Source organism: Streptomyces sp. NPDC020379, from assembly GCF_044387105.1.
Classification (GTDB): Bacteria; Actinomycetota; Actinomycetes; order Streptomycetales; family Streptomycetaceae; genus Streptomyces.
In genome coordinates this window covers 16,280-39,854 of sequence record NZ_JBIRVR010000019.1, presented here as the reverse complement: position 1 = coordinate 39,854, position 23,575 = coordinate 16,280, and the positions used below count along the sequence as shown (strand labels likewise).

Below are 23,575 nucleotides of genomic sequence, written 5' to 3'. Positions count from 1 at the left end.
CGTCACCCGGTGACGCCGGACAGCGGCCGCCGCCCCCCGGCGCGCGACCATTTCCCGGGTGGGGGTTCGTGACGATCGGCCCCAGCCCAGACCGTTTCCCCTTGCGTGGAGGTGCCGTGTACACCACCGAGCCAGTCGCCATGTCACTTCATCCGTCGTCCCAGGAGGACCAGCTGGCCGAGGACTACGCCAGCCTCCTCGGCACCGTCTCCCGTATCGACCAGGCCGTGCGCGACGGCGCCTGGGACGGTGTGCGCGACGAGCTCGACCAGCTCATCAGCGCGGCCGAGGACATGTGGGCCACCCTGTCCGAGACGGACGACGACGCCGAGGACGGCGACCGCTACCAGGCGCCCGTCACCATCGCCGCCGACCCCGCGACGGTCCGCCGGCTCATCGCCCTCTACGCCGAGCCGCACAGTGTCGGCAGGCTCCTCCACCCCGCGCCGTCCGACGGCCGGGCCCCGGCCGGCGACGACCCGGGCCGCACGCTCCTCGACGGTGAATTCCTGGACGAGGAGCTGCCCTCCACCGCATCCTGACCCACCCCCTCCGCTCCGGAGTCCTTCGGAGCGGATTTATTTCTTTGCTCATTCGAACTTATATGCGTCATACTTGGGCGTCCCCCCACCATTTCGACCATCTCCGTACCTGTGTGAGGGCCCCTGCCCAATGGGCGTTTCTCTGCGCGCGCTGCGCGCTCTCGTTCTGCTCGCCGGTTTCTATCTGCTGGGCCTCTTCGTGCTCGGCGTCTTCGCCGCTCTCGGCGTGGCCGCCTATCAATGGACGCAGCCCGTCATCGCGTTGAAACTCTGTATCGTTCTCGGCCTGCTCGCCATTCCCGTCGTACGCGGCATGTGCCTGTTCCGTACGCCCGAGGACGACGGCGGGAGCGGCCTCGCGGTCACCGACGCGCAGCAGCCCCTGCTGTGGTCCACCGTGCGCGAGGTGGCCGAGGCGGCGGGCACCCGGGCGCCCGACGAACTCCTCCTCACCGGCGACGTCAACGCCTCCGTCACCGAGAACGCCCGCCTGCTCGGACTGCTGCCGGGACGGCGCCGGCTCTATATCGGCGTGCCGCTGATGACGGGACTCGACGAGAGCCAACTGCGCGCCGTGCTCGCCCATGAATTCGGCCACTACGGCAATGCCGACACCCGCATCTCGGCGATCACCCTGCGCGGCCGGCACAGTGTCGCGCGCACCGTGAACTCCTTCATGGAAAGAGCCGAGAACCGCGTCGGCAAGGAACGCGCACGGCAGGAGAAAGCCGCCGGAAAGGCCCTGCGCAAGGGCCGCGAGGCCAAGGAAATCAACACCAGGGGCGCCGGGTTCGGCTATCGCGTGATGGCCAGGCCCTTCATCGCCTACGGCTCGTTCTATCTGCGCGCGACGCAGAGCGCGGGCCGGCGGCAGGAACTCGCCGCCGACCGCATGGCCGCGCGCATCGCGGGCCGCGAGGCCGCGGCCTCCGCCCTCCGCGAGGTCGCCGTGCTCGACGCCGCCCACGACGCCTACCTCACCGGCTACGCCACCGTGGGCGCCCCGGCGGGACTGCTGCCGCCGCACGGCCAGTTCTACGGCGGTCTGCGCCACCTGCTGGCCGAGCCCGGCAGGCAGAGCGAACTGGAAGAGCTTCGGCACGACCTGCCCCAGGCCGTGGCCTCCCCCTACGACGCCCACCCGCCGGTCACCGAGCGGATCCGGCTGATCCGCGAGCTCCCGGACGACGGCCGCGCCACCGCTGCCCCCGAACGGCCCGCCCTGGCACTGCTGCACGACCCCGAGCGGGTCTGCGCCGACCTCGAAACCGCCACGTTCGTCCCGGAGGCCCTGGCCATGCGCCGCGCGCAGTGGCCCGACCTCCTCCACTTCGGCAGGCGCGCGCGATGCGAGGAGGAGGCCGGGCCGCTGCGGCACGCGATCACCGCGACCACGGGCGGCGACCCCACCCTCCGCGCGCTCCTGGACGCCGCCGACGCCGGCGCGCTGTGGCGGATCGCCGACCGGCTCCCCAAGTCGGAGGCGGCGGGCCGGGCGAGCGGCCGCGCCGCCCGCGAGTTCGTACGCCCCGATCTGCGGAGCGGCCTGGCGCGGCTCCTGGTGCTGGAGCTCGTCGACGCCCGGCTGGCCTGGTGGGAGATGTCCTGGGCCGAGCCGGCACGGCTGCGTCTGCCGGAGGGCTACGAGGAGCTGATCCCGGCCGCGCTCGACGCCGCCGTCGCGGACTCCCCGGACACCGCGCCCCTGCGCGCGCTCCTGCCACGGCAGTCCTCCCCTTCTCCGTGATTCCCGCCGGGCGATCACCCCGGCTCCAAGCGAAACGAGCTCAACCCCCGTGCCACGACTGCTCCCCCTCATCGTCATCGGCGTCTGCGTCTTCCTCTGGTTCAGGTCCAGGAAGCGGGCCGCCGCCGCCCGGACCGGCCAGGTGACGGCCCCGAAGCCGCCCTCCGACGGGCTGTCCAAGGAGGCCGCCCGGCTGGGCTTCCTCCCGGAGAGCCGGCAGAACACCGACCGGTCGATGCCCGACCCCGAACTCGAAGCCCTGCGGGCCTCCGTCGCGCGCGGCGAGTGGGAGCCCGCGGCGGCGTTCCTCGCCGCCACCGGCCGGGACTGGGAACGCCGGTCCGCCGTGATCATCGACCTCGCCGACGCCGCCTCCGAGGAGGACGGCTGGCTCACGGCCTGGGAGACCGCTCGCCCCGATGACCCGGACGCCGCGGCCGTGCGCGCGAAGTCCACGGTCTTCCTCGCCTGGCAGCTGCGGGGCAGCCACGTGGCCAAGGAGACCAGCCGCGAGCAGTTCGAGGGCTTCCACCGCGTGCTGAGCCGCTCCCGCGACGACATCGCGCGCGCCGCCGAGCTCAACCCCGAGGACCCCTCGCCCTACATCACCGAGATCTGGACCGGCCTCGGCCTCGGCTACCCGCACGAGCGGATGCACGAACTGTGGGCGCAGATCACCGCCAGGGCGCCTTTCCACTACGAGGCGCACTACAGCGCGCTCCAATACTGGTGCGCGAAGTGGCGCGGCTCCGAGGAACTGGCCCACGACTTCGCCGCGCGCGCCGCCGCCGGAGCCCCGGCCGGAACCCTGCTCCCGGCCCTGCGCCTGGTCGCCCTGTTCGAGCACCAGGAATACCCCCTGCGGGTCAGGGCCTACCGCACGCCGGAGGCCAGGGCCATGGTCGACGCCGTACTCGCCGACCTGCCGGCCGTCCCGCCGACGCATCCGCGACTCGCCGAAGTCCGCCACCTGCTGGCGTTCTTCCTGGTGCAGCAGCAGCGTCACGCGGAGGCGCTGGAGCAGTTCCGGCACGTGGACGGCCATGTGGGAGCGAATCCCTGGAGCCTCTTCGGGGACACGGCGAAGCTCTACTGCCGCTTCCGCGAGCGGGCGATCGACGGCGCGAGCTGACCCGCCGCCTTCCGGCGCGGGCGCGCTCAGCGGGACGGGACGTCCCCGCCGCGCGCCCGCGCGAAGTGCTCCTCCGTGATCTCGTACGTCGCGCTCGCGTACAGGCCCCGCTCCCGCCGCGCCGGATCGGGATGCTGATTGCGGCAGAGCCGCCCGGCGAGTTCGCGCAGCGCCGGCATCCGCGGCACGGCCCTGCCGAGGGCCTCCGGATGCCCGGTGAAGGCGTCCTCAAGAACGCACAGCAGCCCCGCGTACTCCACGTTGAACCGGTCGGCGGCCCGGCGGACCTCGCTCCCCGCGGGATAGTCCGCGACCTTGGCCCGGGGATCGATGGGATACGCCCCCGCCCAGTCCACGTCGAGGGCCGGGCCCGTGGGGCCGGAGGCGGGCGTGTCGTACGGCCCGTATGTCCGCTGCCGGCGGATCTCGTCGAACCGGAAGTAGTGCGCGGGCTCCCTGACCTCGCCGAAGACGCGGTCGTCGCTGTTGAAGACCGTCCGGTCCGCGCCCTCGCCCTGCTCGGTGATGACCCGCAGGGCCTCCAGCGCGGAGGCCAGGTCCGTGACCGGGAAGATCTCGCCGCCGGAGTTGTAGAAATGCTCGGGGCCGGCCTGCCGGGCGGGGTCGCCGCGGAAGAGCTCCGCCTCGCCCAGCTCCGCCGCGAGCCGCCGCAGGCCCACGCCGATCGTGTTGTAGAACTGCCCGATCGAGGTCCACCCCTCATCGTCCGCCACCGAGGGGTGGCCGGGCGGCCCGGCCACGTACTCCGGGCGCTCGATGCGCAGGAACGTCTCCAGCGCCTCGATGCCGAAGTGCCGCAGCGCGACGGGGACACGGTCCTTGCTGTACGGCAGCCGGGCGGGATAGCCGGTGACGAAGCGGGAGTGTGCCACCAGCGGCCTGCCGTCGACCGCGTTGAGCACATTGGCGACGAGCGCCATGTGGAGCATCTCCTCCAGCACGACCGCCCGCACCGCGTAGAAGGCGGGGCGGTTGGTGCCGGGCCGCAGGGTGTACATCGCGGTGAGGTACGGCGGGATGGTGAGGTGTTCGAGCGTCAGCGCCGCCTGGAGGAAGAGGTGCAGGTCGGCGCGGTCGCGCGGCACCCTGAACGGCGGCTCCTCGACGAGGGCGAGCTCCTCCGCGGTGGTCGTCATGACGGCCCCTCCGGGCTTCGGTGATGGGCGGTGGGGCGCTGCCGCGGGCCGGGGAGCGTATCGCCCCCGGCCGCCGGAGCTGTCCGTACGGCCACCGGCCGGTGCAGCTCGGTCAGTTCGCGGTGGATCCGCTCACCGCTGCGCAGGGCGAGGGCGGCCAGCGTCAGCGAGGGGTTGGAGGTGCCCACCGACGGCATGCTGCCGGCGCCCACGGCATAGAGATTGGGGTGGTCCCAGCAGCGCTGCCACGCGTCGACCACCGATGTGTCGCGGGAGTGGCCCATGAGGTGCGTGCCCGCCCCGTGCCCGGCGCCGTGGAAGACCCAGTCGCGTCCGGCGAAGCGGAAGAAGCCGGGAGAGAAGGGCCCCGGGGCGTACGCGGTGCGGTCGTCGGCGCCGAGCAGGGCGAAGATCCGGTCGGAGACGGCCCGCGCGGCGGCCATCCCGCGCTTCACCCGGTCCGACAGGTCGTAGGTGAGGCGCGGGCGGGGGACGCCGAGCCGGTCGCGCAGGCTCGGGTCGAGGGTGACCCTGTTGCGCTCCTCGGCCTCCTGCTCCAGCGCGAACTGGAGGGAGAACTGGCGGCCGATCTCCTCGCCCAGGGCCGCGCGCAGCGCGCTCCCGAACAGGCTCCGGCCGCGCGGCTGCCCGGAGTCGCCGGTGATGCCGAGCAGCCGGGCCACGTCGCTGGCGGGCGCGCCGGTCGGCCAGCTCCAGCCCCAGTTGCTGATCTCGATGCGGAAGGGCGCGCGGTCGCGCCGCAGGCGGCCCGAGCGGAAGCACTCCAGCCCGGAGGTCGAGGCCGGGCCGCGGAAGGGCCCCACCGGCGCGGGCAGCAGACCCCAGGTGAGCAGCACCGGGTGATCCATGAGATTGCGGCCCACCTGCCCGCTGTGCCCGGCGAGCCCGGAGAGCAGGAGCAGCTTGGCGTTCTCGACGGCGTGCGCGGCCAGGACGACGACGTCGGCCTCGGCGGTGTGCGTGGTGTGCCCGGGGGAGGCCGGGTCGTCGTACGCCAGATACTCGACGCCGGCCACCCGCCCGTCGCCCCGGCTCAGGACGCGGCTGACGACGGCCCGGGTGACGAGCGTGACCCGGCCGGACCACCGGGCCCGGGTCTTGAGCGGGGTGTATTTGGCCTGCACGGGGCAGATCGGCACGCACGAGGCGTTGCCCACGCACCGCTCGCCGTAGTTGGGCAGCCCGGCCGCGCCGACGGGGCGGTATCCGCGGCCTCCGTCGTAGCGCGGATCCGGGGTGCTGTTGCGGGCGTGCGGGGTGGTGACCACCCGCAGGACGGTGTCCGGGGCGTCGTCGGCCTCCTTGACGGCGAGTCCGTCGAGCCCGGCGGCGAGGAGGCGGTCGAGGTGACTGCGGGGGATCTCCCGCATCGGATAGACATAGCCTTCGGGGAAGGGCAGGCCGAGGGCATCGGCCTGTTCGGCGGCGTCGCCCGCGACGCCCAACTCCCGTTCAGCGGCGCGGTAGTGGGGCTCCAGATCGGCGTATCCGATCGGCCAGTCCCTGCCGTATCCATAGGCGCTGCGGACGGCGAAGTCCTCCGGGAGCATGCGTGGCGTGAGGCCGAGCCAGTGCAGCGCGGTGCCGCCCGCCGCCCGCAGATAGTCGCTGCCGTACGGCAGGGGGCCGTCCTGGAGGAGATAGCCGTGGGCGCGGTAGCCGCCGCCGGGCAGCCCCTCGGTGTCGAGGACGTCGGGGGAGGGGGCGGCGTGGTTGGCGCGGTAGGGCGAGTTGGGGACCTTGGCCGAGGCGGAGTAGAAGGTGTCGAGCGCGTCGAGCTGGCCGGGCCAGGTGCTCAGGGTGTCGGTGCCGGCCTCCAGGACGAGCACCCGCCAGCCCCGGTCGCCCAGCTCCTTGGCGACGAGCGTGCCGGCCAGTCCGGCACCGACCACGATCACGTCGTGGCGCCGTCCGGAGTGCGGTGCCGTCGTGCTCATCGGGCGCCGCCCCGACCCGCGCCGGCGCGGGCCGGGGCGCTCGCGCCCGGTGGTGGTTCGGCCCAGGTGCCGAACCCGGGCGCCTTGGCGCCCGCGGGGTGCCCGTGGAAGGTCCGCCAGACCAGGCCCTCCGTATACGCCTCGGGCGAGACCGTGAAGGCGACGTTCGCCCGCTCCCGGCCGAGCGCGGCGTGGACGGACCGGGCCAGTTGCGGCCAGACGCCGAGATACCACAGGTGGGTGATGGCGCGGGCGATGTCACGCGAGGTCTCGTCCACCAGCCGGTCCGGGTCGCCGCCCGCCGCCTCCATGTCCGTGAGGAAACGGCCGACCGCCGCGCGCCCGAGCTGGTCGAGCGTCGTGTCGTGGTACAGCCGGACCATTCCGGTCGCGTACAGATCGAAGGCGTCGAAGCCCGTCAGCCGGACGGAGAGGCCGACGAACCCTGGAAGTTCCGCTGTCATCCGTGACCACCCGTCTGAGAGGACTTGTCACCTTTCTAGCGGAGGGTCCGGTAAGCGGAGAAGATGGAGGAACTCGCTTCACCCGTAAGGGTCTTCGCGGACGAGGGGCCCGGCGGCGCGCGCCGGGCCCTGCCGGGTTCAGGTGCCGGGCTTGCGGCCGTAGACGAAGACGTTGTCGCCGTTGTGGAGCATGGACCAGTACTTCTTCGCGTCGCCTGTGCGCATGTTGACGCAGCCGTGCGAGCCCGGCGGCGACCAGACGCTGCCGGCTATTGCGTGGAACGCCTGTCCGCCGTCGAAGAACTGGGCATAGGGCATGCGGATGTTGTAGAGCGTGGACCAGTGGTCGGCCGAGCGCCAGTAGATCTTCTTCGCGCCCGTCCGCGTCGCATAGCCCTTCCGCCCCGTCCGCACCGGCACGGGGCCGAACTTGACCGCCTTGCCGTCCTGTATCCAGCTGATCTGGCGGCTGAGGTCGACACAGGCGACGCGCCCCTTGTCGACGGGGCACTTCCCGGCCGCGTCGGGATCGCGCCGGGTGGTCTCCGCCTGCATCGCGGCCCAGGTGACCGGGCCCGCGTAGCCGATGTCCGGGCTGATGCCGTTCTTGGTCTGGTAGCTCCGGATCGCCCGGCAGTCCGCCGCCGACTGGCGGCCGTCGACCGGTCTGCCCAGGAACTCCTCGACGTTCTTCTGGTACGGGCCCGTCCGCGTCGTACAGGCCGCCGCCTGCGCCGTGCCGCCGATCGCGACGGTCAGGGGAGCCGCGAGGCCGACCGCGCCGAGCACGACGCCCAGCCGGCGCGCGAGGGCCGAGGCTGCTTTCCTCTTCGCTTCTGCACTCATAACACATATGACAACGGAGGCAGTTGAGGGGTTGCGGCCCGCTGTCCCACGGGACGGAAAAGTCTCCGAGGGGCGCGAGGGCCCACCCGGGGCGCGGGTGGGCCCTCGCGCGCCGGTCAGGAGATGTTGGCGCCGGTGGGGATGGAGCCGATGGCGACCGGGGACAGAACGACGATCTTGTTCCAGGCGAAGTCGTACTTGTCCATCGCGGCCGGACTGGTGATCCAGCGCTTGACGCCGTTGCTGATCAGATAGACCTGCGGCGCGTTGGGGGACTTGCCGAGAATGGCACCGTCGGACAGCTGCCCGCCATCGTCGATGCTGTTGATGTCGACGACGGACTGGATGCCGTCCCAGCCGCGGAACAGGTTGTTGTACGTATCCGGATTGGGGATCCAGCGGCGCTTGCCGTCGAGGATGAGATAGATGGCCGGGCCGTTGATGCCCTTGACGCGCTTGCCGTTGAGCTCCGGATGCGGCCGGGAGAGCCGGCTGTCCGACTGGTGAACGGCGGCGGTGCCGGAACCGGCGCCGACGGCCTGCGCCGCGGGCACGGCCGTGAGCACGGCCAGGGGGACGACGGTGAGACTCAGTGCAGCGAACCACGAGCGTCTTTTCACGGGTTCCTCCGCGGAATCGGGAAAGGCGACGGAGATCCTTGATTCCCGCAAATATCTCCATCGCCTTTACGGCTGCTTCACATTCCACGGTGCGCAACATGGTTGTCAATGTGCGGGGGAGGGCGGGGAAAGACGGTCATCGATTCTCCGCCAGGGGCGGTGGCGGCGATTCCGCGCAGGCGGCGGCCGGCTTCCCCGGCTGTACGGGGCCGGTCGGCGCGAGCGAACCGGAAGCCCCCGCGGGCGGCCCGCCCGGACCGCCGGATGGGGGCGACATGGCCAGAATCACCGGTCCGCGAGCGGGCGCCCGGTTCACCCCGAGGCGGGCGGCACCATGGCGTCCCGCGCGTCCAGCGCCCGTACGACACGGGCCGGATTCTCGACGGCCAGCACACCGGACGGCAGATCCTTGGTCACCACCGCCCCGGCCCCGACCACGGTGTTCTCGCCGATGGTCACCCCCGGGCAGACGATGACCCCCGCCCCCAGCCAGACGTTGTCCCCGACCACGATGGGCAGACCCCGCTCCCACCCGGCCCTCCGGCGTTCCGGATCCAGCGCGTGCGTCGGCGTCACCAGCTGGACGTTCGGGCCGATCTGGACATCCGCGCCGATCGTGATGGGCGCCGCGTCCAGGAACACCGCACCGAAATTGACGAACGTATCCGCACCGATGCTGATGTACGAGCCGAAGTCGCAATGAAAGGGAGCGCGGACGCGCACCCTTTCCCCGACGGACCCGAGCAGTTGTCCAAGAATTTCCCGGTGCTCCGCCGGGGAACCCGCGGCCGCGTTGTACGCCGCGCACAGCCCGGCCCGGCGCTCGGAATCCTCGCGCAGCTCCTCGTCATCGGGGATGTACCAGTCCCCGGCCAGCATCCGCTCCTTGTTCACGCCCACGCGGGTGTCCTCTCCTCGGATCGGGACACGTTTCCGGAGCGACGGCAGGGCCGTCAAGGAAATTCCTCCGCGGTGACACAGCGAAGAGCCGGGGGGGGGGGGGGGGGCCCCCCCCGCCCCCCCCCCCCCCCCCGGGGGGGGCCCCCCCCCCCGGCGCGGGGGGGGGGGGGGCCCCCCCCCCCCCCCCCCGGCTCCCGTCGCGGTCGGCGCCGCGCGACCGCTACAGGTGGCGGGGGGTGAGCTCGGCCATCGCGGACCAGCCGCTGCCGGGGGCCTCGGTGCTGATGATCTGCGGAGTGGTGGCGATGGCGTCGGCCATCTTGTCCATGGCGGCCTTGAAGTGCGCCGAATTGACGTGCGCGTCACCGGCCTCGCGGGACGCGAAGCCCTCGACCAGGACGAACTGGTTCGGGTTGTCGACGCTGGTGGACCACTCGAAGAAGAGGTTGCCCGGCTCGCCGCGGGTCGCCTGGGTGAAATCGGCCACGATGTCGAGCCAGTTCTCGGTGTGCTCGGGGCGTACGTTCATCTTCACGACGATGAAGATCATCGATGTCTCCTGCGGTCTCGGGCGGCAGGGCCGTGCATACGGCGCCGAAGGTGATGGGCGGGCGAGAGCGCCCGTGTGCTGTCCACGGTGCGGCAGACCGCGGCGATTGCCGAAGCGGACACGGGCCCGATTCCGGCCCTGCCGGAAAATTGAGCCGAGCGGGAGACCCTACGCCGCGGCCGGCAGCGTCTGCGGACCCACGGGCCGGCGCGTGGCGGGGGCCGCGAGCCGCTCCGCCCCCTCGGGCACCGGCACCGAAGCGAAGATCGCGTCCTGCTGTTCCTGGAGCTCCTTGGCGCGCTCGGCCGGGGTGCCGGGAAGGCGCTGCTCCTCGTATAGCTTGTGGGTCACCTCCTGCGCCCACTTGCTCGACGGGGTGTGGAACTGGACCTCGAAGACGTGGCCGGACCCGGGATCGCGCCAGGCCGAGTTGACGGCCTTGTAGCCCTTCGCGGAGCCCCAGGTGTTGGACCACTTGGCGCTGTCGTTGCCCCAGCTCGACAGCAGCGAGGCGGCCGAGGCCACGCCCTTGACGTAGCGGCCGTCCGGCCACTCCAGCGTGTAGCGGATCGAGTCGTTGATCTTGGCGAGCGCGCCGTCGGCCGTCTGGCCCGGCGTGGCCTTCAGCGATGTCGCGACCTTCCGCTTGAGCGAGTCGGCGGACTTCAGCCGCTGGTCGAAGCCGATGAGGGTGGCGTGGCTGATCTGGGCGACCGCCCGCATCTCGGGGCTGATCGACTGCTCGGCCCGCTGGGCGCGGGCGAGGAAGTCGTCGACCTTCCTGTTCTCCGCGGCGTCGAGTGACAGCCCGTCACCGTGCCAACCGCCGTCGTCGAGCTGCCGCCCGGCCCCGACCACCTGACCGGAGGGCCCCGGGCGGGACTCGGCCGAGCCCTGCGCGAAGGCGCCGGAGACGGAGGCGGCACCGAGGGCGGTGGCCAGCGCGGCCGCGGCCGCGAAGCGATGGAGCGTGCGGTGGATGGTCATACGCGTGATTCGTCCTTCTCTCGACGGGCGTCGCCCGCGCCGGCTGAAGCGCGGCTCGAACGGTGTGCGGCGAGAGGTACAACGCGCGAAGCCGTCTCCGAGTAACCGGGGAGTGGGGCTGTACGGGTGGTTTATGGGCGAGTGATGGGTGTGATGGTCTGATAAATCACCTGATAGGTGGTTAGGTTCCTTGGGCTGGTTGTGGCGGTCTCTCCGGTGGGGGGAGTGGGTGGTGGTTGTGGTGGGTGGTGTGTGGGTGCCGGGTCCGGTGGGTGTGGTGTCGGGGGATGGGGGTGGGTCTGGGGGTGGGTCTGGTGGGGGTGGGGGTGGTTATGACTATGCGGGTTTCAGTGAGTTGGCGGGGGTGGTGGGGGAGGTGCCGGTGGGGGTGTATCGGGTGGGGTTTCGGCGGTTGCGGGAGGGGGGTGGTGGGGGTTTGTTGTTTTTGGTGTGTGGGGCGCCGTTGGTGGCGTTGGTGTTGTTGGTGTGGTTGTTGTGGCCGATTCATTGGGTGGTGCGGGGTGGGTGGTTGGGGTGGGTGGATGGGTTGATGTTGGTGTCGGTGGGGTTGGTTGAGGTTTTTCGTGTGGTGAATGTGGTGTCGGTGGCGCATGCGTCGTGGGTGGCGCGGGATCCGGTGCCGGTGCGGGCGCAGCCGGGGTGGCGGGTGGCTTTCTGTACGAGTTTTGTGCCGGGGAAGGAGCCGTTGTCGATGGTGGAGGCGACGTTGGCGGGGGCGGTGGGGGTGGGTTATGAGGGGGTGGTGGATGTGTGGTTGCTGGATGAGGGTGATGATCCGGGGGCGCGGGCGTTGTGTGCGCGGTTGGGGGTGCGGCATTTTTCGCGGAAGGGGGTGGCGCGGTGGAATCGTCCGTCGGGTCGTTTTCGGGCGCGGACGAAGCATGGTAATTACAATGCGTGGCTGGATGCGCATGGTGATGGTTATGATTTTTTGGCGTGTGTGGATACGGATCATGTGCCGTTGCCGAATTTTCTGGAGCGGATGCTGGGGTATTTCCGGGATCCGGATGTGGCGTTTGTGGTGGGGCCGCAGGTGTATGGGAATTATGTGTCGGGGGTGACGAAGGGGGCGGAGTCGCAGCAGTTTTTGTTTCATGCGTTGGTGCAGCGGGCGGGTAATCGTTATGGTTCGGCGATGTTTGTGGGGACGTCGAATTGTGTGCGTATCAGTGTGTTGCGGCAGATCGGGGGGTTGTTTGATTCGATTACGGAGGATATGGCGACGGGGTTGGAGATTCATCGGCGGCGGAATCCGGTGACGGGTGGGCGGTGGCGTTCTGTGTATACGCCGGATGTGTTGGCGGTGGGGGAGGGGCCGTCGTCGTGGACGGATTTTTTTTCGCAGCAGTTGCGGTGGTCGCGGGGGACGTTTGAGACGTTGTTGTGTCAGTTCGGTGGGGCGGTGTGGGGGTTGTCGTGGGGGCGGTTGTGGAATTATGGGTTGTTGGTGGCGTATTACCCGATGGCGGCGTTGACGTGGGTGTTGGGTGGGGTGTCGTGTGTGTTGTTTTTGGTGTTGGGGGCTGCGGGGTTGGGGGTGTCGTGGCCGGTGTGGTTGATGTTGTATGGGGATGCGTTGGTGTTGCAGGTGGTGTTGTATGTGGTGAATCGTCGTCATAATGTGTCGCCGCATGAGCCGGTGGGGTCGTCGGGGGTGGCGGGGATGGTGATGTCGGCGGTGTCGGCTCCGTTGTATGCGCGGGCGTTGGGGCAGGCGTTGTTGCGGCGGCGGTCGGGTTTTGTGGTGACGCCGAAGGGGGGTGCGGTGTCGGGGGATTGTGTGGGGACGTTCCGGACGCATGTGGGGTGGGCGGTGGTGTTCGGGGGGTGTTTGGTGGCGTCGGTGGTGTGGGGTCATGATTTTGTGGTGATGCGGGTGTGGGCGTTGCTGGCGTTGGTGACGGCGTTGGGTCCGTTGTGTTTTTGGTGGGTGGGGCGTCGTCGTGAGGGTGGTGGGGGTGGTGGCGGGGTGTCGGTGGTGGCGCCGGGTGGGTCGGAGCCGGCGGGTATGACGGGCCGGGTCGGAGAACGCAGCCCCGCATAACCCGCATAAGGCGCGGGCCATTTCCGTCTCTCTTACGCGTTTCCGGCCAGCATGCGCTCCGCTGCTCTGGGGTCTCTTTCCCACTCGGCCCGCAGCTGCCGGGCAAACGCGTCGGGAAAGATGTCCTCGTCGCCGGACGCGAGGGCGTCGAGCGTCGCCCGTGCCACTTCTTCCGCTGTCGCCGCCGGGATTTCGCCGAGCGCGGGGTCGTAGTCGATGACGTCGTCCAGCATGTCGGTGCCGACCGGGCCCGGGAAGACGCCGTGCACGGTGATGGACCGTGGCGCCAGGTCCTGCCGGATCGCCTGGGTCAGGGAATTCAGAGCGGCTTTCGACGGGGGGTAGCCGCCCAGCGACGGTGTCCCGCCGAAGGCCCCGACGCTGATGACGTTGACGATCGCCCCGCCCTCACGGCCTTCGAGGACCGGCAGAAAGGCCCGGATCATCCGGAGCGTGCCCAGGTAGTTGGTGCGCATCACGCGGTCGACGTCGTCGAGGTCCATGTCGAGCAGATGGCCGGCCCCGAGCCGGCCGGCATTGTTGACGAGCAAGGTGACATCGGTCGCGGCGCGCGCCGCGTCGGCGATCGTGCCGGGCTCGGTGAGGTCCACCCGGAGCGGCACCACCCGGCCGTCGCCGTGACCCGTCGCCGGATCCGAGGACAAGGCCGCCGGATTCCGCACGGCGGCGTAGACGCGCTCCGCACCACGCGCGAGGAATTCCGCCACAAGGGCCTTTCCGATACCACGGTTGGCGCCGGTGACGAGCACGGTCGCGCCCTCGGTCCGCACCATGGCCGGTCCTCTCTTCCCGATTCTTCCCGCTCCTTTGCCGGAAGCGGGCCCTGCCGCCGGGACTCCGTGCCCTTCGGCCATCCTTACCCGGATCCGTACGGGGTGCGGATCAGGAGCGGAGAGCGGACGCTGGAGGCGGGAGCACCGAGCGGGATCGCCAAGAGGAGGGCTCGTATGGCCACCGACGTTTCGCCGGCGCCGATGGGCGTGCTGGTCCTCGGAGCCTCCCTGCGGGGCGGCTCGCTCAACGCCCGGCTGGCCGCGCTGGTGGCCCGGCTGGTCGAGGAGGCCGGTGCCACCGCGGATCTCGCCCATATGGGGGAGTTCGCCATGCCGGTCTACGACGGCGACACCGAGACCGCCGAGGGGCTGCCGCCCGGCGCGCTGGCGTTGAGCGAACGGCTGTCGCGCAACGACGCCGTGGTGATCGCGTCCCCGGAGTACAACGCCTCGGTCCCCGGCGGGATCAAGAACGCCATCGACTGGGTGTCCCGGTTCCGGCCGCAGCCGTTCAAGGACAAGCACGCGCTGCTGGTCTCGGCGTCGCCGTCCCTCGTCGGCGGGAACCGCGGCCTGTGGGCCCTGCGGGTGCCGCTCGAACACCTCGGCACCCGGGTCTACCCCGACATGTTCAGCCTCGCCCGCGCGCACGAGGGCTTCACCGACAGCGGGGACCTCGCGGACACGGGCCTCCATGAGCGGCTGGTCGAGGCGGTCGCCGCGTTCCTCCAGCTGGTGGAGGCGGACACCCGCTACGTATGCCTGCGGCGCCGCTGGTACGAGTTCCTCGGCGACCGCACCGACGCCGAGGTCACCCAGCGCGCCCAGGACTGACCGCCTACGCGGCCCCGTTCCCGAGGACGTCGGCGAGGTCGAAACGGACCGTTTCCTCCAGTTGGGCGTACGTGCACTGTCCGGGTTCGCGGTCGGGGCGCCAGCGGCGGAACTGGGTGGTGTGGCGGAAGCGGTCGCCCTGGAGGTGGTCGTAGGCGACCTCGCAGACCCGCTCGGGGCGCAGGGGGAGCCAGGAGAGGTCCTTGGTCCCCGTCCACCGCGACGGGCCGCCCGGCAGTCTGCCCGTGGCCTGCGCCTGCGGGTCCGTCCACTGCTGCCAGGGGTGGCCTTCGGCGGACTCCATGCGCAGCGGCGCGAGTTCGGTCATCAGCTCCTGGCGGCGGCGCATGGGGAACGACGCGCACACGCCGACGTGCTGGAGCCGGCCCGTCGTGTCGTACAGCCCCAGCAGCAGGGAGCCGACGACGGGGCCGCTCTTGTGCAGCCGCAGGCCCGCGACCACGCAGTCGGCGGTCCGCTCGTGCTTGACCTTGATCATGACGCGTTCGCCCGGCCGGTAGGGGAGGTCCGGCGGCTTGGCGATGACACCGTCCAGGCCGGCCCCCTCGAACTGCTCGAACCACGCCTGGGCCGTGGCCCGGTCGTGGGTCACCGGAGCGAGGTGCAGCGGGGATGAGGTGTCGCGGAGCGCGTTCTCCAGTGCCTCGCGGCGGGCGTGCTGCGGGGCGTCGAGCAGCGAGTCGGCGCCGAGGGCGAGCAGGTCGAACGCGACGAAGCTCGCCGGGGTGACCTCGGCCAGACGGGTGACGCGGGAAGCCGCCGGGTGGATGCGTTCGAGCAGGGCGTCGAAGTCCAGGCGGCCGTCCCGGGCGATGACGATCTCGCCGTCCACGACGCAGCGCGGCGGCAGCCCGTCGAGCAGGGCGCGGACGAGCTCGGGGAAGTAGCGGGTCAGCGGCTTGGTGGTGCGGCTGCCCAGTTCGACGGAGTCGCCGTCGCGGAAGACGACGGCCCGGAAGCCGTCCCATTTCGCCTCGTACTGCATGCCGGGCGGAATGGCCGGTGCCGTCTTGGCCAGCATCGGCCGCAGCGGCGGCATGACGGGGAGTTCCATGAGCGCGATTGTGCGGGTGCGTGGATCTCCGCGCCTGTCGGCCTCCCCCACGCGGTGTGTTGTGGCGGGCCGCCGGGGGCGCGCTTAGCGTGAGGGCATGGGCGAGGCAATGGAACTCACCATCGGTGAACGGGTCGTGCGGATCTCCCACCCGGACAAGGTGTATTTCCCCGAGCGCGGCTTCACCAAATACGACGTGGTCCGCTATTACCTTGCCGTCGGGGACGGGATCGTCCGCGCGCTGCGGGACCGGCCGACGACGCTGGAGCGCTATCCGGACGGGGTCGGCGGTGAGTCGTTCTTCCAGAAGCGCGCGCCCCGCAACCTCCCCGACTGGATCCCCACCGGCCGGATCGCCTTCCCGAGCGGCCGCTACGCCGACGAGCTGTGCCCCCGCGAGGTCGCGGCCGTGGTGTGGGCGGCGAACCTCGGGTGCCTCACCTTCCACCCCTGGCCGGTGCGGCGCGAGGACACCGAGCACCCCGACGAGCTGCGCATCGACCTGGACCCGCAGCCCGGCACGTCGTACGCCGACGCGGTGCGGGCGGCCCTGGAGCTGCGCGGCGTGCTGGAGGAACTGGGGCTCACCGGCTGGCCGAAGACCTCCGGCGGGCGCGGCCTGCACGTCTTCGTGCCGATCCTGCCCCGGTGGACGTTCGTCCAGGTGCGGCGCGCGGCCATCGCCGTGGCCCGCGAGCTGGAGCGGCGGATGCCGGGGAGCGTCACCACGAAGTGGTGGAAGGAGGAGCGCGGGGAGAAGGTGTTCGTCGACTACAACCAGACTGCGCGCGACCGCACCATCGCCAGCGCCTACTCCGTACGCCCCCGCCCGCACGCCCCGGTGTCCGCGCCCCTGTCGTGGGACGAGGTGCCGAGCGCGGTCCCGGAGGACTTCGACCTCGGCAGCATGCCGGACCGCTACGCGCGGGTGGGCGACGTGCACGCGGGCATGGAGGAGAAGCCCTGCGGCCTGGAGGCGGCCCTGGAGCTCGCGGACCGCGACGAGCGCGAGCACGGGCTGGGCGACCTGCCCTATCCGCCCGAGCACCCCAAGATGAAGGGCGAGCCCAAGCGGGTCCAGCCCAGCCGCGCCCGCAAGAAGGCCCCGCCGGACACGTCCGGCGACTGACCGACCGTCACCCGGCCGGGGCCGGGGCGGAGGGTCCCGGTCCGGCGGTCATCAGGTCTGGATGGGTATGTCTCTGTTTATTCCGGTTTACCTCTGGTTGGGGGGTGGGAAATTGGGCAGTGCGTTATCCACTCCGGACAACAGGGAGCTGTTTATGACCCAGACACTCGTGGCCCGTGGCGTGGCATTCTCGGTGGCCGTGCTGGCCGGGGGAATGCTGGCAGCCACGCCCGTACACGCGTCGGCACCGGTACCGGTACCGGGAAAGCCCTTCGGCACGATCAGCAGCACGACCGGCCTCAACGAGCGCGCCTATCCCAGCATCGACGCCCCGGTGCGGGCCACGCTCGCCCGCGGTACCAAGGCCGCGCTGCGCTGCAAGGTCCGCGCGCAGGACGTCAGCGGCAACAACGTGTGGTACCAGCTGAAGGACCGGCCGACCTGGGTGAGCGCGGTGTACGTCACCAGCACCGGCAACGTCCCGCTCTGCCGGGAGGTCGCCCACACCGCGATGGACGACAGCCCGACCGTCCGGGCCGCGATGGGCTGACGCGCGGAACGGCCGGGGCGGCGGCGCGAGGCGCCGCCGCCCCTTCCCGACCGCGGTCACCGCGCCCGGATCGCACCGATTCCGGTAGCAGGGGCCGGATTTCGGCGCGCCCCGGGCGCGGTGGCCGTGGGGCATCCCGCCCCCGATGAGGGCCATGGCCTCTACAGTTGCTGTTGCCTCACCGTACCGCCCGGGGTGGCGGGGGTGCGGCTGGGGAGAGCGGTCAGGCCGGAGGGATGTGGGCTGTGAATCACCCGAGTCGGGGTTGTGTGCTGTTGCTGGACGGCACGCCTGACCGGCGTCGTGGTGCGGTGCCGAATCCCACGTTGCACGCGGTGGTGGGGGCGGATCCACGGGGGCTCGTGTCGGCGGACGCGGTCGACGTCGTCCAACTGCCCGGCGCCGCGGGCCAGCAGAACGTACTGGCCTACCTCCAGCACGCCGCCGCGGGCCCCGGACCGCTCCTGGTCTGGGTGACCGGACGGCTGATGGTCTCCTCCTCGCGCCGCCGCGGTGGCGGCGAGGTGCACCTGGCCCTGTCGGGCAGCACTCCGGGCAGCGTCCGCTATACGGGACTGCCCTGGGCGTGGCTGACCCGCACACTCGGCGCGCACCAGGGCCCGGTGCTGCTGGTGGCCGATGTCGAGGCCGACGCCGCCACCTGGCCGAAGGTCGCCGACGCCGCGGGGAGCGGGCAACTGTCGGAGGGCATCGCGCTGTTCGGTGTCGTCACTCCCGCACCGCCCGCGCCCGCCCAGGAGGCCGGCCCCTACACCCGCTCCTTCCTCGGCGTGCTGCGCGCGGGCAGCCCGGGCGCGGGGCCCGCCGTGGACGCGGAGGCGGTGCACCGGTGGGCGCTCACCGAGTCGGGGCTGGAAGGCCGGGCGCTGGCCCTGGCCTACGGCATGTCAGGACCGGTCCTGAACAACACGGCCCACCAGGTGCGTTCGGCCCCCACGCCCGAGCGGGCGCCGGTCCGCGACGCCGTACCGGCACCCGCCCTCACACCCCTGACGCCCGTGCCCGTCGCCGTACGGGCACCCGCCGACGCCGTGCCCGTATCCGTGCCCGTGGCGGCGGCGCCCGCGCAGGACGACCCGCTGGCCGGGATCCTCGCCGCCGCCCGCGCCGGGCGGCACAACGAGGCGGCCGCGATGGCCGCCGCGTGGGAGCAGCAGACACTGCGCCGGCACGGTCCGCACAGCCCGGAAGCGGGGCTCTGGACCGAAGTGCGGGCCGATCTGGCCAGGTTGGCGGGTGATCACGGGCGGGCGGCGGAGCTGTGGATGTCGGCCGCGCGCGCCCGGCTGGAGCGCGGCGGGACCGGCGACGCCGAGGCGGTCGCCGCGGTGAGACGGGCCCATTACTGCTGGCAGCACAGCGGGGAGCGGGCGCCCGGCCTGGCCGCCGGGCTGCTCGCCCTGTGGGAGCGGGTGCCCGGCGGCGAGGGCGCCGCCGATCACGTCCGTACGCACCTGCGCACCCTCCAGGACGTGCCGCCCGCCGCCGCCCGTTGAGGCACCGGCCCGCCGCCGGGCCGGGTGGGAGGGAAGAGCGGTGGGTGGTGGCCTGGACCCGGCGGGCCGGGTGGGACACACTTCAGCCCATGCAGTGGACTGACATCGATCGGATCGCGGCGGGCCTCGCCGAGAAGCACCCCGGTGCGGAGCCCCTGAAGGTCGACTTCCTGGATCTGCGCGACCGGGTGGCCGGGCTGAGCGGCTTCAGCGGCGACCCCACCCGGGTGAATCTGCGCATCCTCGAATCCATCCAGCTGGCCTGGCTCGACCGGATGGGCATGGGCTGACGACCGCGCCCGACCGCCCTGGCCGGGCCGCGTTTTGGCGATCGGCGGGCTGCCATGGATCATGCTCCTCATGCACAGCGACCTCTTCGCCCCCGAGAACATGGTTCAGCCCGCCGCCGCGCCGGGCATGACCCTGCAGAACGCCAAGTCCATCAAGTACGTCGTCCAGGGCGAGTGCTACGCGCGCCAGGGAGCGATGGTCGCCTTCCGCGGCAACCTCCAGTTCGAGAAGCTCGGTCAGGGCGTGGGGAATTTCCTCAAGCGCGCCGTGACCGGCGAGGGCCTCGCGCTGATGACCGTCAAGGGCCAGGGCGACGTGTGGTTCGCGCACGAGGCGGCCAACTGCTTCATCGCGGACATCGCGCCGGGGCAGAGCCTCACCATCAACGGGCGCAACGTCCTCTGCTTCGACCCCACCCTCTCCTACGAGATCAAGGTCGTGAAGGGCGCGGGCATGACCGGCGGTGGCATCTTCAACTCCGTCTTCACCGGCCACGGCAAGCTCGGTGTCATCTGCGAGGGCAACCCCATCGTCATCCCGGTCACCCCCGACGCCCCGGTCTTCGTCGACACCGACGCCGTCGTCGGCTGGACCACCGGCCTGCACACCTCCCTCCACCGCTCGCAGAGCCTCGGCTCCATGCTGCGCGGCGGATCGGGTGAGGCGGTGCAGCTGAAGCTGGAGGGACAGGGGCACGTCATCGTGCGGCCCAGCGAGGCCAAGCCGGAGCGCACCGGCGGGCACTGACGGGGGTGCCGCCCCCCCGGGAGGGCGGCCTCGTCGCTGTCCGGTCGGGTCCAGCTGAACGGGCCGCCGCTCCTCGACGGTTGTCAGGTGAGCAGGGTTCTGAGGAGGCCGTCGAGCAGGGCCGTCACGCCGTAGACCGCGGGGTGGAGGGCTTCGACGAGGCCGCCGACGAGCCTGGTCGCCACACTCAGCAGGCCACCGCCGCCGAAGTGCCCGTTCGCATTGCGGGTGTCGGGGGTGGCGGACAGGTCGTTCCTGGCGAGCTGCGCCGTCGCCCCGACCGCGCCGGTCGTCGCCCCGGCGATGGCGTTGACGTCGGGCGCCGCGGCCGTCGCCTGCTGCTGGAGAGCGGCCCGGGCGGTGGTGAGCTTGGTGAGGTTCTCCTTGACGGCGGCACAGTCGCGGACGTCCTTCTGCGGCGCCGGCTGCGCCGCGTCGCAGTTCTGCGCGGCCGTCGTGCTCGCAGCGGTGATGGCGTTGTTGTCGATGGTCTTTACCGCGTCGGCGGCGGCCCGCCGCAGTGCGTCGGGTGCCGGCGCGGCGAGTCCGGCCGGTGCCGCCGGTGCGGCAGGTCTGGTGACCGCGGTCTTGGTGATGTGCGGGGGAGCCGCGGGTGCGGGCGTCGCCAGAGAGGTCGTCATCACGAGCGCGACGGTGCCGCACGCTGCCGTGACGAGGGCGAGGCCGGTGGTGCGAGGAGCGGGCATGGACGTACTCCTTGGAGCGGAGGGATCTTCACGATCACCTTGCGGCCGCCCCCAGGACCCCGCAATCGGACAGCGGCCAAGGGGGTAACCCGCGGCCGCTCCGGTCGCCGTCTTTCCCTCCGTCAGAAACCCCGCGACACCTCCGTTTCCCCTGGAAACAGCGCCCTTTGACGAGGTGCCAGCGGTCCTCCCGGAACCTGATGGTCCGTCCGGTAGGAGGGTGACACCCTGTCGGCCGATCAGCCGAAAGCCCGTCAGGGGAGCGGGTCAGTGGGCCGTGGCGTAGACCCTCGCCGCGAACTCCGCGATCTGCTCGTCGCTGAGGTTCTTCGCGAGGTTCGCCTCCGTGATCATGCCGACCAGACGGTGGTCGTCGCGGACGTCGATGACCGGGAGCCGCTTGATCTGGTGGCGCTCCATGGTCTCCAGCGCCTCGGTGGCGTCCGCCTCGGCATCGATCCAGTGCAACTGCGAGCCCAGCTCGCGGGCCTTCATGCCCGCCGGGTCGTGTCCCTCGGCGACGCACTTCACGACGATGTCGCGATCGGTGATCAGGCCCTTGAGACGGTTGTCGGAACCGCAGATGGGCAGGCAGCCGACCGCCAGGTCACGCATCATCTCCGCCGCGTCGGCCAGCGACTGCTGCTCGTCGACACACTGCACACCCGCGGACATGATCTCGCGGGCCTTGAGCTGCTTTCTCGTAGCCATGATCGCTCCTGACTTGCGCGCACGACGATGGGGTGCGTCGGGCTCCGGCCGTCCGTCCCTCGGGCCCCGGACCGCGGACCGGCCGGGCGGCGGGCCCTTCGCTCCCTCCATCGCAACACGGATGGCCCAACGCCGCCACGCCGGTCCTCAGGGCGTGCCGTAGCCCGGCAGGTGCCGCTCCATGAGCTCGACCTTGCCGTCGAGCGGACGCTCCATCCCCGGCCACAGATCGGCCTGGAGGACGAGCTGCACCCGTGGCGCCTTGGCGGCGACGGCCTCCGTGGCGCGCTTGACGACGTCCATCACCTCGTCCCACTCGCCCTCGATCGTGGTGTGCATCGCGTCGGAGCGGGTCGGCAGCCCCGACTCGCGGATGATCCGCACGGCGTCCGCGATGTGTTCCGGGAAGGACTCCCCGACGCCCAGCGGCGTCAGCGTGAAGGCGATGAGCACGGTGCTTTTTCCTTTGACGAGAAGTGACGGGAAGTGACGGGAAGCGGTGAGAGGTGTCGGGCGCGGGCCGGGTCAGACCGGGTCGCCGAGCGAAGCGCGGTAGGCGTGGACGGCCGGCGAGCGGTACGCCGACGCGACCTTCAGCAGGCTGCCGATCTCGTCGGCGAGGTCCTGCGCCCCCGGCCCTGCCAGATTGGCGGTCTGGGCCTGCGGGTCCTGCCCGGAGCGCTTGGCGTGCAGGGCCGCGGCCAGCCAGCACGCCGTCACATGCGCGTCGACCAGGGGCTCGGGCACGCCCTGGCCAGTGACGTGCGTGCGGACGACGCCGAGGGTCGAGGGGGTCACGTAGTTCCGCAGCACGATCATCGCGTCCCTGATCTCGATCACCCTGCGGTAGAGCAGCAGCTGGAGCGGCACGGCCGCGGCGCCCAGCCGGTTGCCCGGGCGCAGCACCACGTCCGGCGTGGTCGCCGTCAGGTCCTGCCACAGCCGGTCCAGTCCGCGGTACGACCTGCGGTCCCGCAAGTGGTCCCGGACCAGGGCCAGCACGGGCAGCGCCGCCCCGAGCGCCATGAACGCCGCCTCCACGCCGGTGACCGGCGAGAACAGCGGTGCGAAGACCATGGACCGCGTCTGCAGATAGAACAGCTTCAGCACCCACAGCAGGGACGCCAGCAGGATGCCCGTGCCGAACAGCCGCAGGCCCAGGCGCAGCAGCCGTGGCGTGCCCGGTCTGCGGCCGTAGCTCCAGCAGACGATGCCGCACGTGGTGTCGGCGGTCAGGTGGAAGGCGAAGAACACCCACCAATAGGCGTCCGGCACGCTCGCGATGTCCCGGGACGGGGCGATCTGGTTGCGTGCGTGCGGGGGGCCGCCGAGGTCCAGCAGCACCAGCGCCACCATCACCGCGAGCGCGGCCCCGAACACGGGGGCCGTACGGCGCTGCCGCCCCGCCGCGCCGAAGATGAACCACAGCACCGCCGCCGCGTCGACGATGCTGAACAGGTGCGTGGACAGGTCGATCCAGTGCGCGTCCGCGATCACCCGCGCCAGCACGTCGGTGACCGGCTCCAGATGCATCGACATCGCCAGCGCGATCATCACGAGCGCGAACCACAGCGGCCGCTGCTCGCGGTGCCGGATGCCCTGCGGGGCCCGGACGACGGCCACCGTCCACAGGGCGGCGATGCCGGCGTTCTCCACCCAGGGCTGGTCTAACGAGTGGAACACGACGCCCCCGCACGGTGGCCGGTCCGCAGGCCCATGGCCGATTCCAGCCCGCCCAGCATCCCGGACAGCAGCGTCGGCGCGGGGACCCGCCCGGCGGCCTCCAGGATGAGCGTGGCGATCATCTCCGCCTCCTGTTCCTGCTCGTCTCCGTAGCGGATGCGGGCCAGCACCTGCCGCACGGACCGCGGGTCGCCGATGTCGAGGTGGCGGTAGAGCTCCTGGTCGTCCACCGCGGAGCGGTGGTTGCAGACCAGGTGCCCGATCTCGTGCACGATGATGTGCTCCTGGTGCAGGGGGCTGGTCTGCGCGTCGTAGAGCACGAAGTCCTCCGTGTCCACCGACAGCAGCATGCCCGACGGGGTGCCGGGAACCGTCGGCGTGGGCAGCGCCAGCAGCCGCAGCGGCCGGTCACGCTCGACCGCGAGCCGGGCGCACAACTCCTGGGCGGAGAACGGGTCGGGGATCGGAATACCGCCGATGACCTGCTGACATCGACGGCGCAGACGCCTCCAGTGCATCTCGGTCGGCTCTCCAGGAAGGGTCGGGACGGGGGGACAGAGAACCCGGTA

The 23,575-nt window shown here is 71.5% G+C and carries 25 protein-coding genes; 10 read left to right on the top strand and 15 right to left on the bottom strand.

The features are described 5' to 3' along the window. Positions 1-140 precede the first annotated feature (140 nt). The 3 genes from ACH427_RS23460 to ACH427_RS23450 all read left to right on the top strand — a co-directional run bounded on the left by ACH427_RS23460 (position 141) and on the right by ACH427_RS23450 (position 3,421). Positions 141-542 carry a hypothetical protein gene (locus tag ACH427_RS23460; protein WP_398872131.1) on the top strand — a complete coding sequence of 134 codons (402 nt, stop codon included), beginning with the start codon at positions 141-143 and terminating at the stop codon, positions 540-542. A 130-nt stretch (positions 543-672) separates the two neighbouring features. Continuing rightward, on the top strand, positions 673-2,289 hold the full coding sequence (locus ACH427_RS23455) for a M48 family metalloprotease (protein ID WP_398872129.1): 1,617 nt from the start codon (positions 673-675) through the stop codon (positions 2,287-2,289). Positions 2,290-2,338: 49 nt separating this feature from the next. Next, positions 2,339-3,421, top strand: a complete 1,083-nt coding sequence (locus ACH427_RS23450) for a hypothetical protein (RefSeq protein WP_398872127.1) — start codon at positions 2,339-2,341, stop codon at positions 3,419-3,421. Positions 3,422-3,447: 26 nt separating this feature from the next. Here the strand turns inward: ACH427_RS23450 and ACH427_RS23445 are convergent, their stop codons facing one another. The 8 genes from ACH427_RS23445 to ACH427_RS23410 all read right to left on the bottom strand — a co-directional run bounded on the left by ACH427_RS23445 (position 3,448) and on the right by ACH427_RS23410 (position 10,903). Beyond that, positions 3,448-4,578, bottom strand: coding sequence for a ferritin-like protein (locus ACH427_RS23445; RefSeq protein WP_398872125.1), 1,131 nt, complete (start codon positions 4,576-4,578; stop codon positions 3,448-3,450). Further along, complete coding sequence (locus ACH427_RS23440; RefSeq protein ID WP_398872123.1) at positions 4,575-6,536, bottom strand: GMC family oxidoreductase; 1,962 nt, start codon at positions 6,534-6,536, stop codon at positions 4,575-4,577. The genes ACH427_RS23445 and ACH427_RS23440 overlap by 4 nt, the downstream gene beginning before the upstream one ends. After that, positions 6,533-7,000 (bottom strand): hypothetical protein, encoded by a 468-nt coding sequence (locus tag ACH427_RS23435; protein WP_398872121.1) that lies wholly within the window; start codon positions 6,998-7,000, stop codon positions 6,533-6,535. Before ACH427_RS23435 ends, ACH427_RS23440 begins: the two co-directional genes overlap by 4 nt. Before the next feature lie 138 nt (positions 7,001-7,138). Beyond that, positions 7,139-7,846 (bottom strand): L,D-transpeptidase family protein, encoded by a 708-nt coding sequence (locus tag ACH427_RS23430; protein WP_398872119.1) that lies wholly within the window; start codon positions 7,844-7,846, stop codon positions 7,139-7,141. Positions 7,847-7,962: 116 nt separating this feature from the next. Next, a complete protein-coding gene (locus tag ACH427_RS23425; RefSeq protein WP_398872117.1) occupies positions 7,963-8,466 on the bottom strand; it encodes a hypothetical protein in 504 nt (167 codons plus the stop codon). Positions 8,467-8,778: 312 nt separating this feature from the next. Next, entirely contained in the window at positions 8,779-9,366 is a 588-nt protein-coding gene (locus ACH427_RS23420) for a sugar O-acetyltransferase (RefSeq protein WP_398872115.1), read from the bottom strand. Between the two features lie 220 nt (positions 9,367-9,586). Next, entirely contained in the window at positions 9,587-9,916 is a 330-nt protein-coding gene (locus ACH427_RS23415; protein ID WP_398872113.1) for a putative quinol monooxygenase, read from the bottom strand. 168 nt (positions 9,917-10,084) lie between these two features. After that, positions 10,085-10,903 carry an ATP nucleotide 3'-pyrophosphokinase gene (locus ACH427_RS23410; RefSeq protein WP_398872112.1) on the bottom strand — a complete coding sequence of 273 codons (819 nt, stop codon included), beginning with the start codon at positions 10,901-10,903 and terminating at the stop codon, positions 10,085-10,087. Positions 10,904-11,180: 277 nt separating this feature from the next. Between ACH427_RS23410 and ACH427_RS23405 the strand changes: the two genes are divergently transcribed. Further along, positions 11,181-12,968 (top strand): glycosyltransferase family 2 protein, encoded by a 1,788-nt coding sequence (locus ACH427_RS23405; protein WP_398872292.1) that lies wholly within the window; start codon positions 11,181-11,183, stop codon positions 12,966-12,968. A gap of 32 nt (positions 12,969-13,000) precedes the next feature. Here the strand turns inward: ACH427_RS23405 and ACH427_RS23400 are convergent, their stop codons facing one another. After that, positions 13,001-13,738, bottom strand: coding sequence for an SDR family NAD(P)-dependent oxidoreductase (locus tag ACH427_RS23400; protein ID WP_398872110.1), 738 nt, complete (start codon positions 13,736-13,738; stop codon positions 13,001-13,003). A gap of 198 nt (positions 13,739-13,936) precedes the next feature. Here ACH427_RS23400 and ACH427_RS23395 point away from each other — a divergent pair, with 198 nt between their 5' ends. After that, on the top strand, positions 13,937-14,596 hold the full coding sequence (locus ACH427_RS23395) for an NADPH-dependent FMN reductase (protein WP_398872108.1): 660 nt from the start codon (positions 13,937-13,939) through the stop codon (positions 14,594-14,596). A gap of 4 nt (positions 14,597-14,600) precedes the next feature. Here ACH427_RS23395 and ACH427_RS23390 read toward each other — a convergent pair whose 3' ends face one another. Beyond that, positions 14,601-15,671, bottom strand: a complete 1,071-nt coding sequence (locus ACH427_RS23390; protein ID WP_398872106.1) for an ATP-dependent DNA ligase — start codon at positions 15,669-15,671, stop codon at positions 14,601-14,603. 97 nt (positions 15,672-15,768) lie between these two features. Here ACH427_RS23390 and ligD point away from each other — a divergent pair, with 97 nt between their 5' ends. The 5 genes from ligD (at position 15,769) to ACH427_RS23365 (ending at position 19,905) form a co-directional block, all read left to right on the top strand. Further along, on the top strand, positions 15,769-16,800 hold the full coding sequence (gene ligD, locus ACH427_RS23385; protein ID WP_398872104.1) for a non-homologous end-joining DNA ligase: 1,032 nt from the start codon (positions 15,769-15,771) through the stop codon (positions 16,798-16,800). A 154-nt stretch (positions 16,801-16,954) separates the two neighbouring features. Then, positions 16,955-17,350, top strand: coding sequence for an SH3 domain-containing protein (locus ACH427_RS23380; RefSeq protein WP_398872102.1), 396 nt, complete (start codon positions 16,955-16,957; stop codon positions 17,348-17,350). 311 nt (positions 17,351-17,661) lie between these two features. Beyond that, positions 17,662-18,867: a hypothetical protein gene (locus tag ACH427_RS23375; protein WP_398872100.1), complete on the top strand. Its 1,206-nt coding sequence runs from the start codon at positions 17,662-17,664 to the stop codon at positions 18,865-18,867. Between the two features lie 89 nt (positions 18,868-18,956). Then, the gene (gene iscX, locus ACH427_RS23370; protein ID WP_361529405.1) at positions 18,957-19,157 is read left to right on the top strand and encodes a Fe-S cluster assembly protein IscX; all 201 of its coding nucleotides are present in this window, start codon (positions 18,957-18,959) and stop codon (positions 19,155-19,157) included. Positions 19,158-19,227: 70 nt separating this feature from the next. Then, on the top strand, positions 19,228-19,905 hold the full coding sequence (locus ACH427_RS23365) for an AIM24 family protein (RefSeq protein WP_398872098.1): 678 nt from the start codon (positions 19,228-19,230) through the stop codon (positions 19,903-19,905). Positions 19,906-19,988: 83 nt separating this feature from the next. Here ACH427_RS23365 and ACH427_RS23360 read toward each other — a convergent pair whose 3' ends face one another. From ACH427_RS23360 to ACH427_RS23340, 5 genes are all read right to left on the bottom strand, one after another. Next, positions 19,989-20,612, bottom strand: coding sequence for a hypothetical protein (locus ACH427_RS23360; protein ID WP_398872096.1), 624 nt, complete (start codon positions 20,610-20,612; stop codon positions 19,989-19,991). Positions 20,613-20,879: 267 nt separating this feature from the next. Then, complete coding sequence (locus ACH427_RS23355; protein ID WP_398872094.1) at positions 20,880-21,323, bottom strand: CBS domain-containing protein; 444 nt, start codon at positions 21,321-21,323, stop codon at positions 20,880-20,882. 147 nt (positions 21,324-21,470) lie between these two features. Beyond that, positions 21,471-21,776 (bottom strand): MTH1187 family thiamine-binding protein, encoded by a 306-nt coding sequence (locus ACH427_RS23350; protein ID WP_398872092.1) that lies wholly within the window; start codon positions 21,774-21,776, stop codon positions 21,471-21,473. 72 nt (positions 21,777-21,848) lie between these two features. After that, positions 21,849-23,006, bottom strand: a complete 1,158-nt coding sequence (locus tag ACH427_RS23345) for an MAB_1171c family putative transporter (RefSeq protein ID WP_398872090.1) — start codon at positions 23,004-23,006, stop codon at positions 21,849-21,851. Continuing rightward, the gene (locus tag ACH427_RS23340) at positions 22,991-23,524 is read right to left on the bottom strand and encodes a ParH-like protein (protein WP_398872088.1); all 534 of its coding nucleotides are present in this window, start codon (positions 23,522-23,524) and stop codon (positions 22,991-22,993) included. The genes ACH427_RS23345 and ACH427_RS23340 overlap by 16 nt, the downstream gene beginning before the upstream one ends. Between the last annotated feature and the right edge of the window lie 51 nt (positions 23,525-23,575).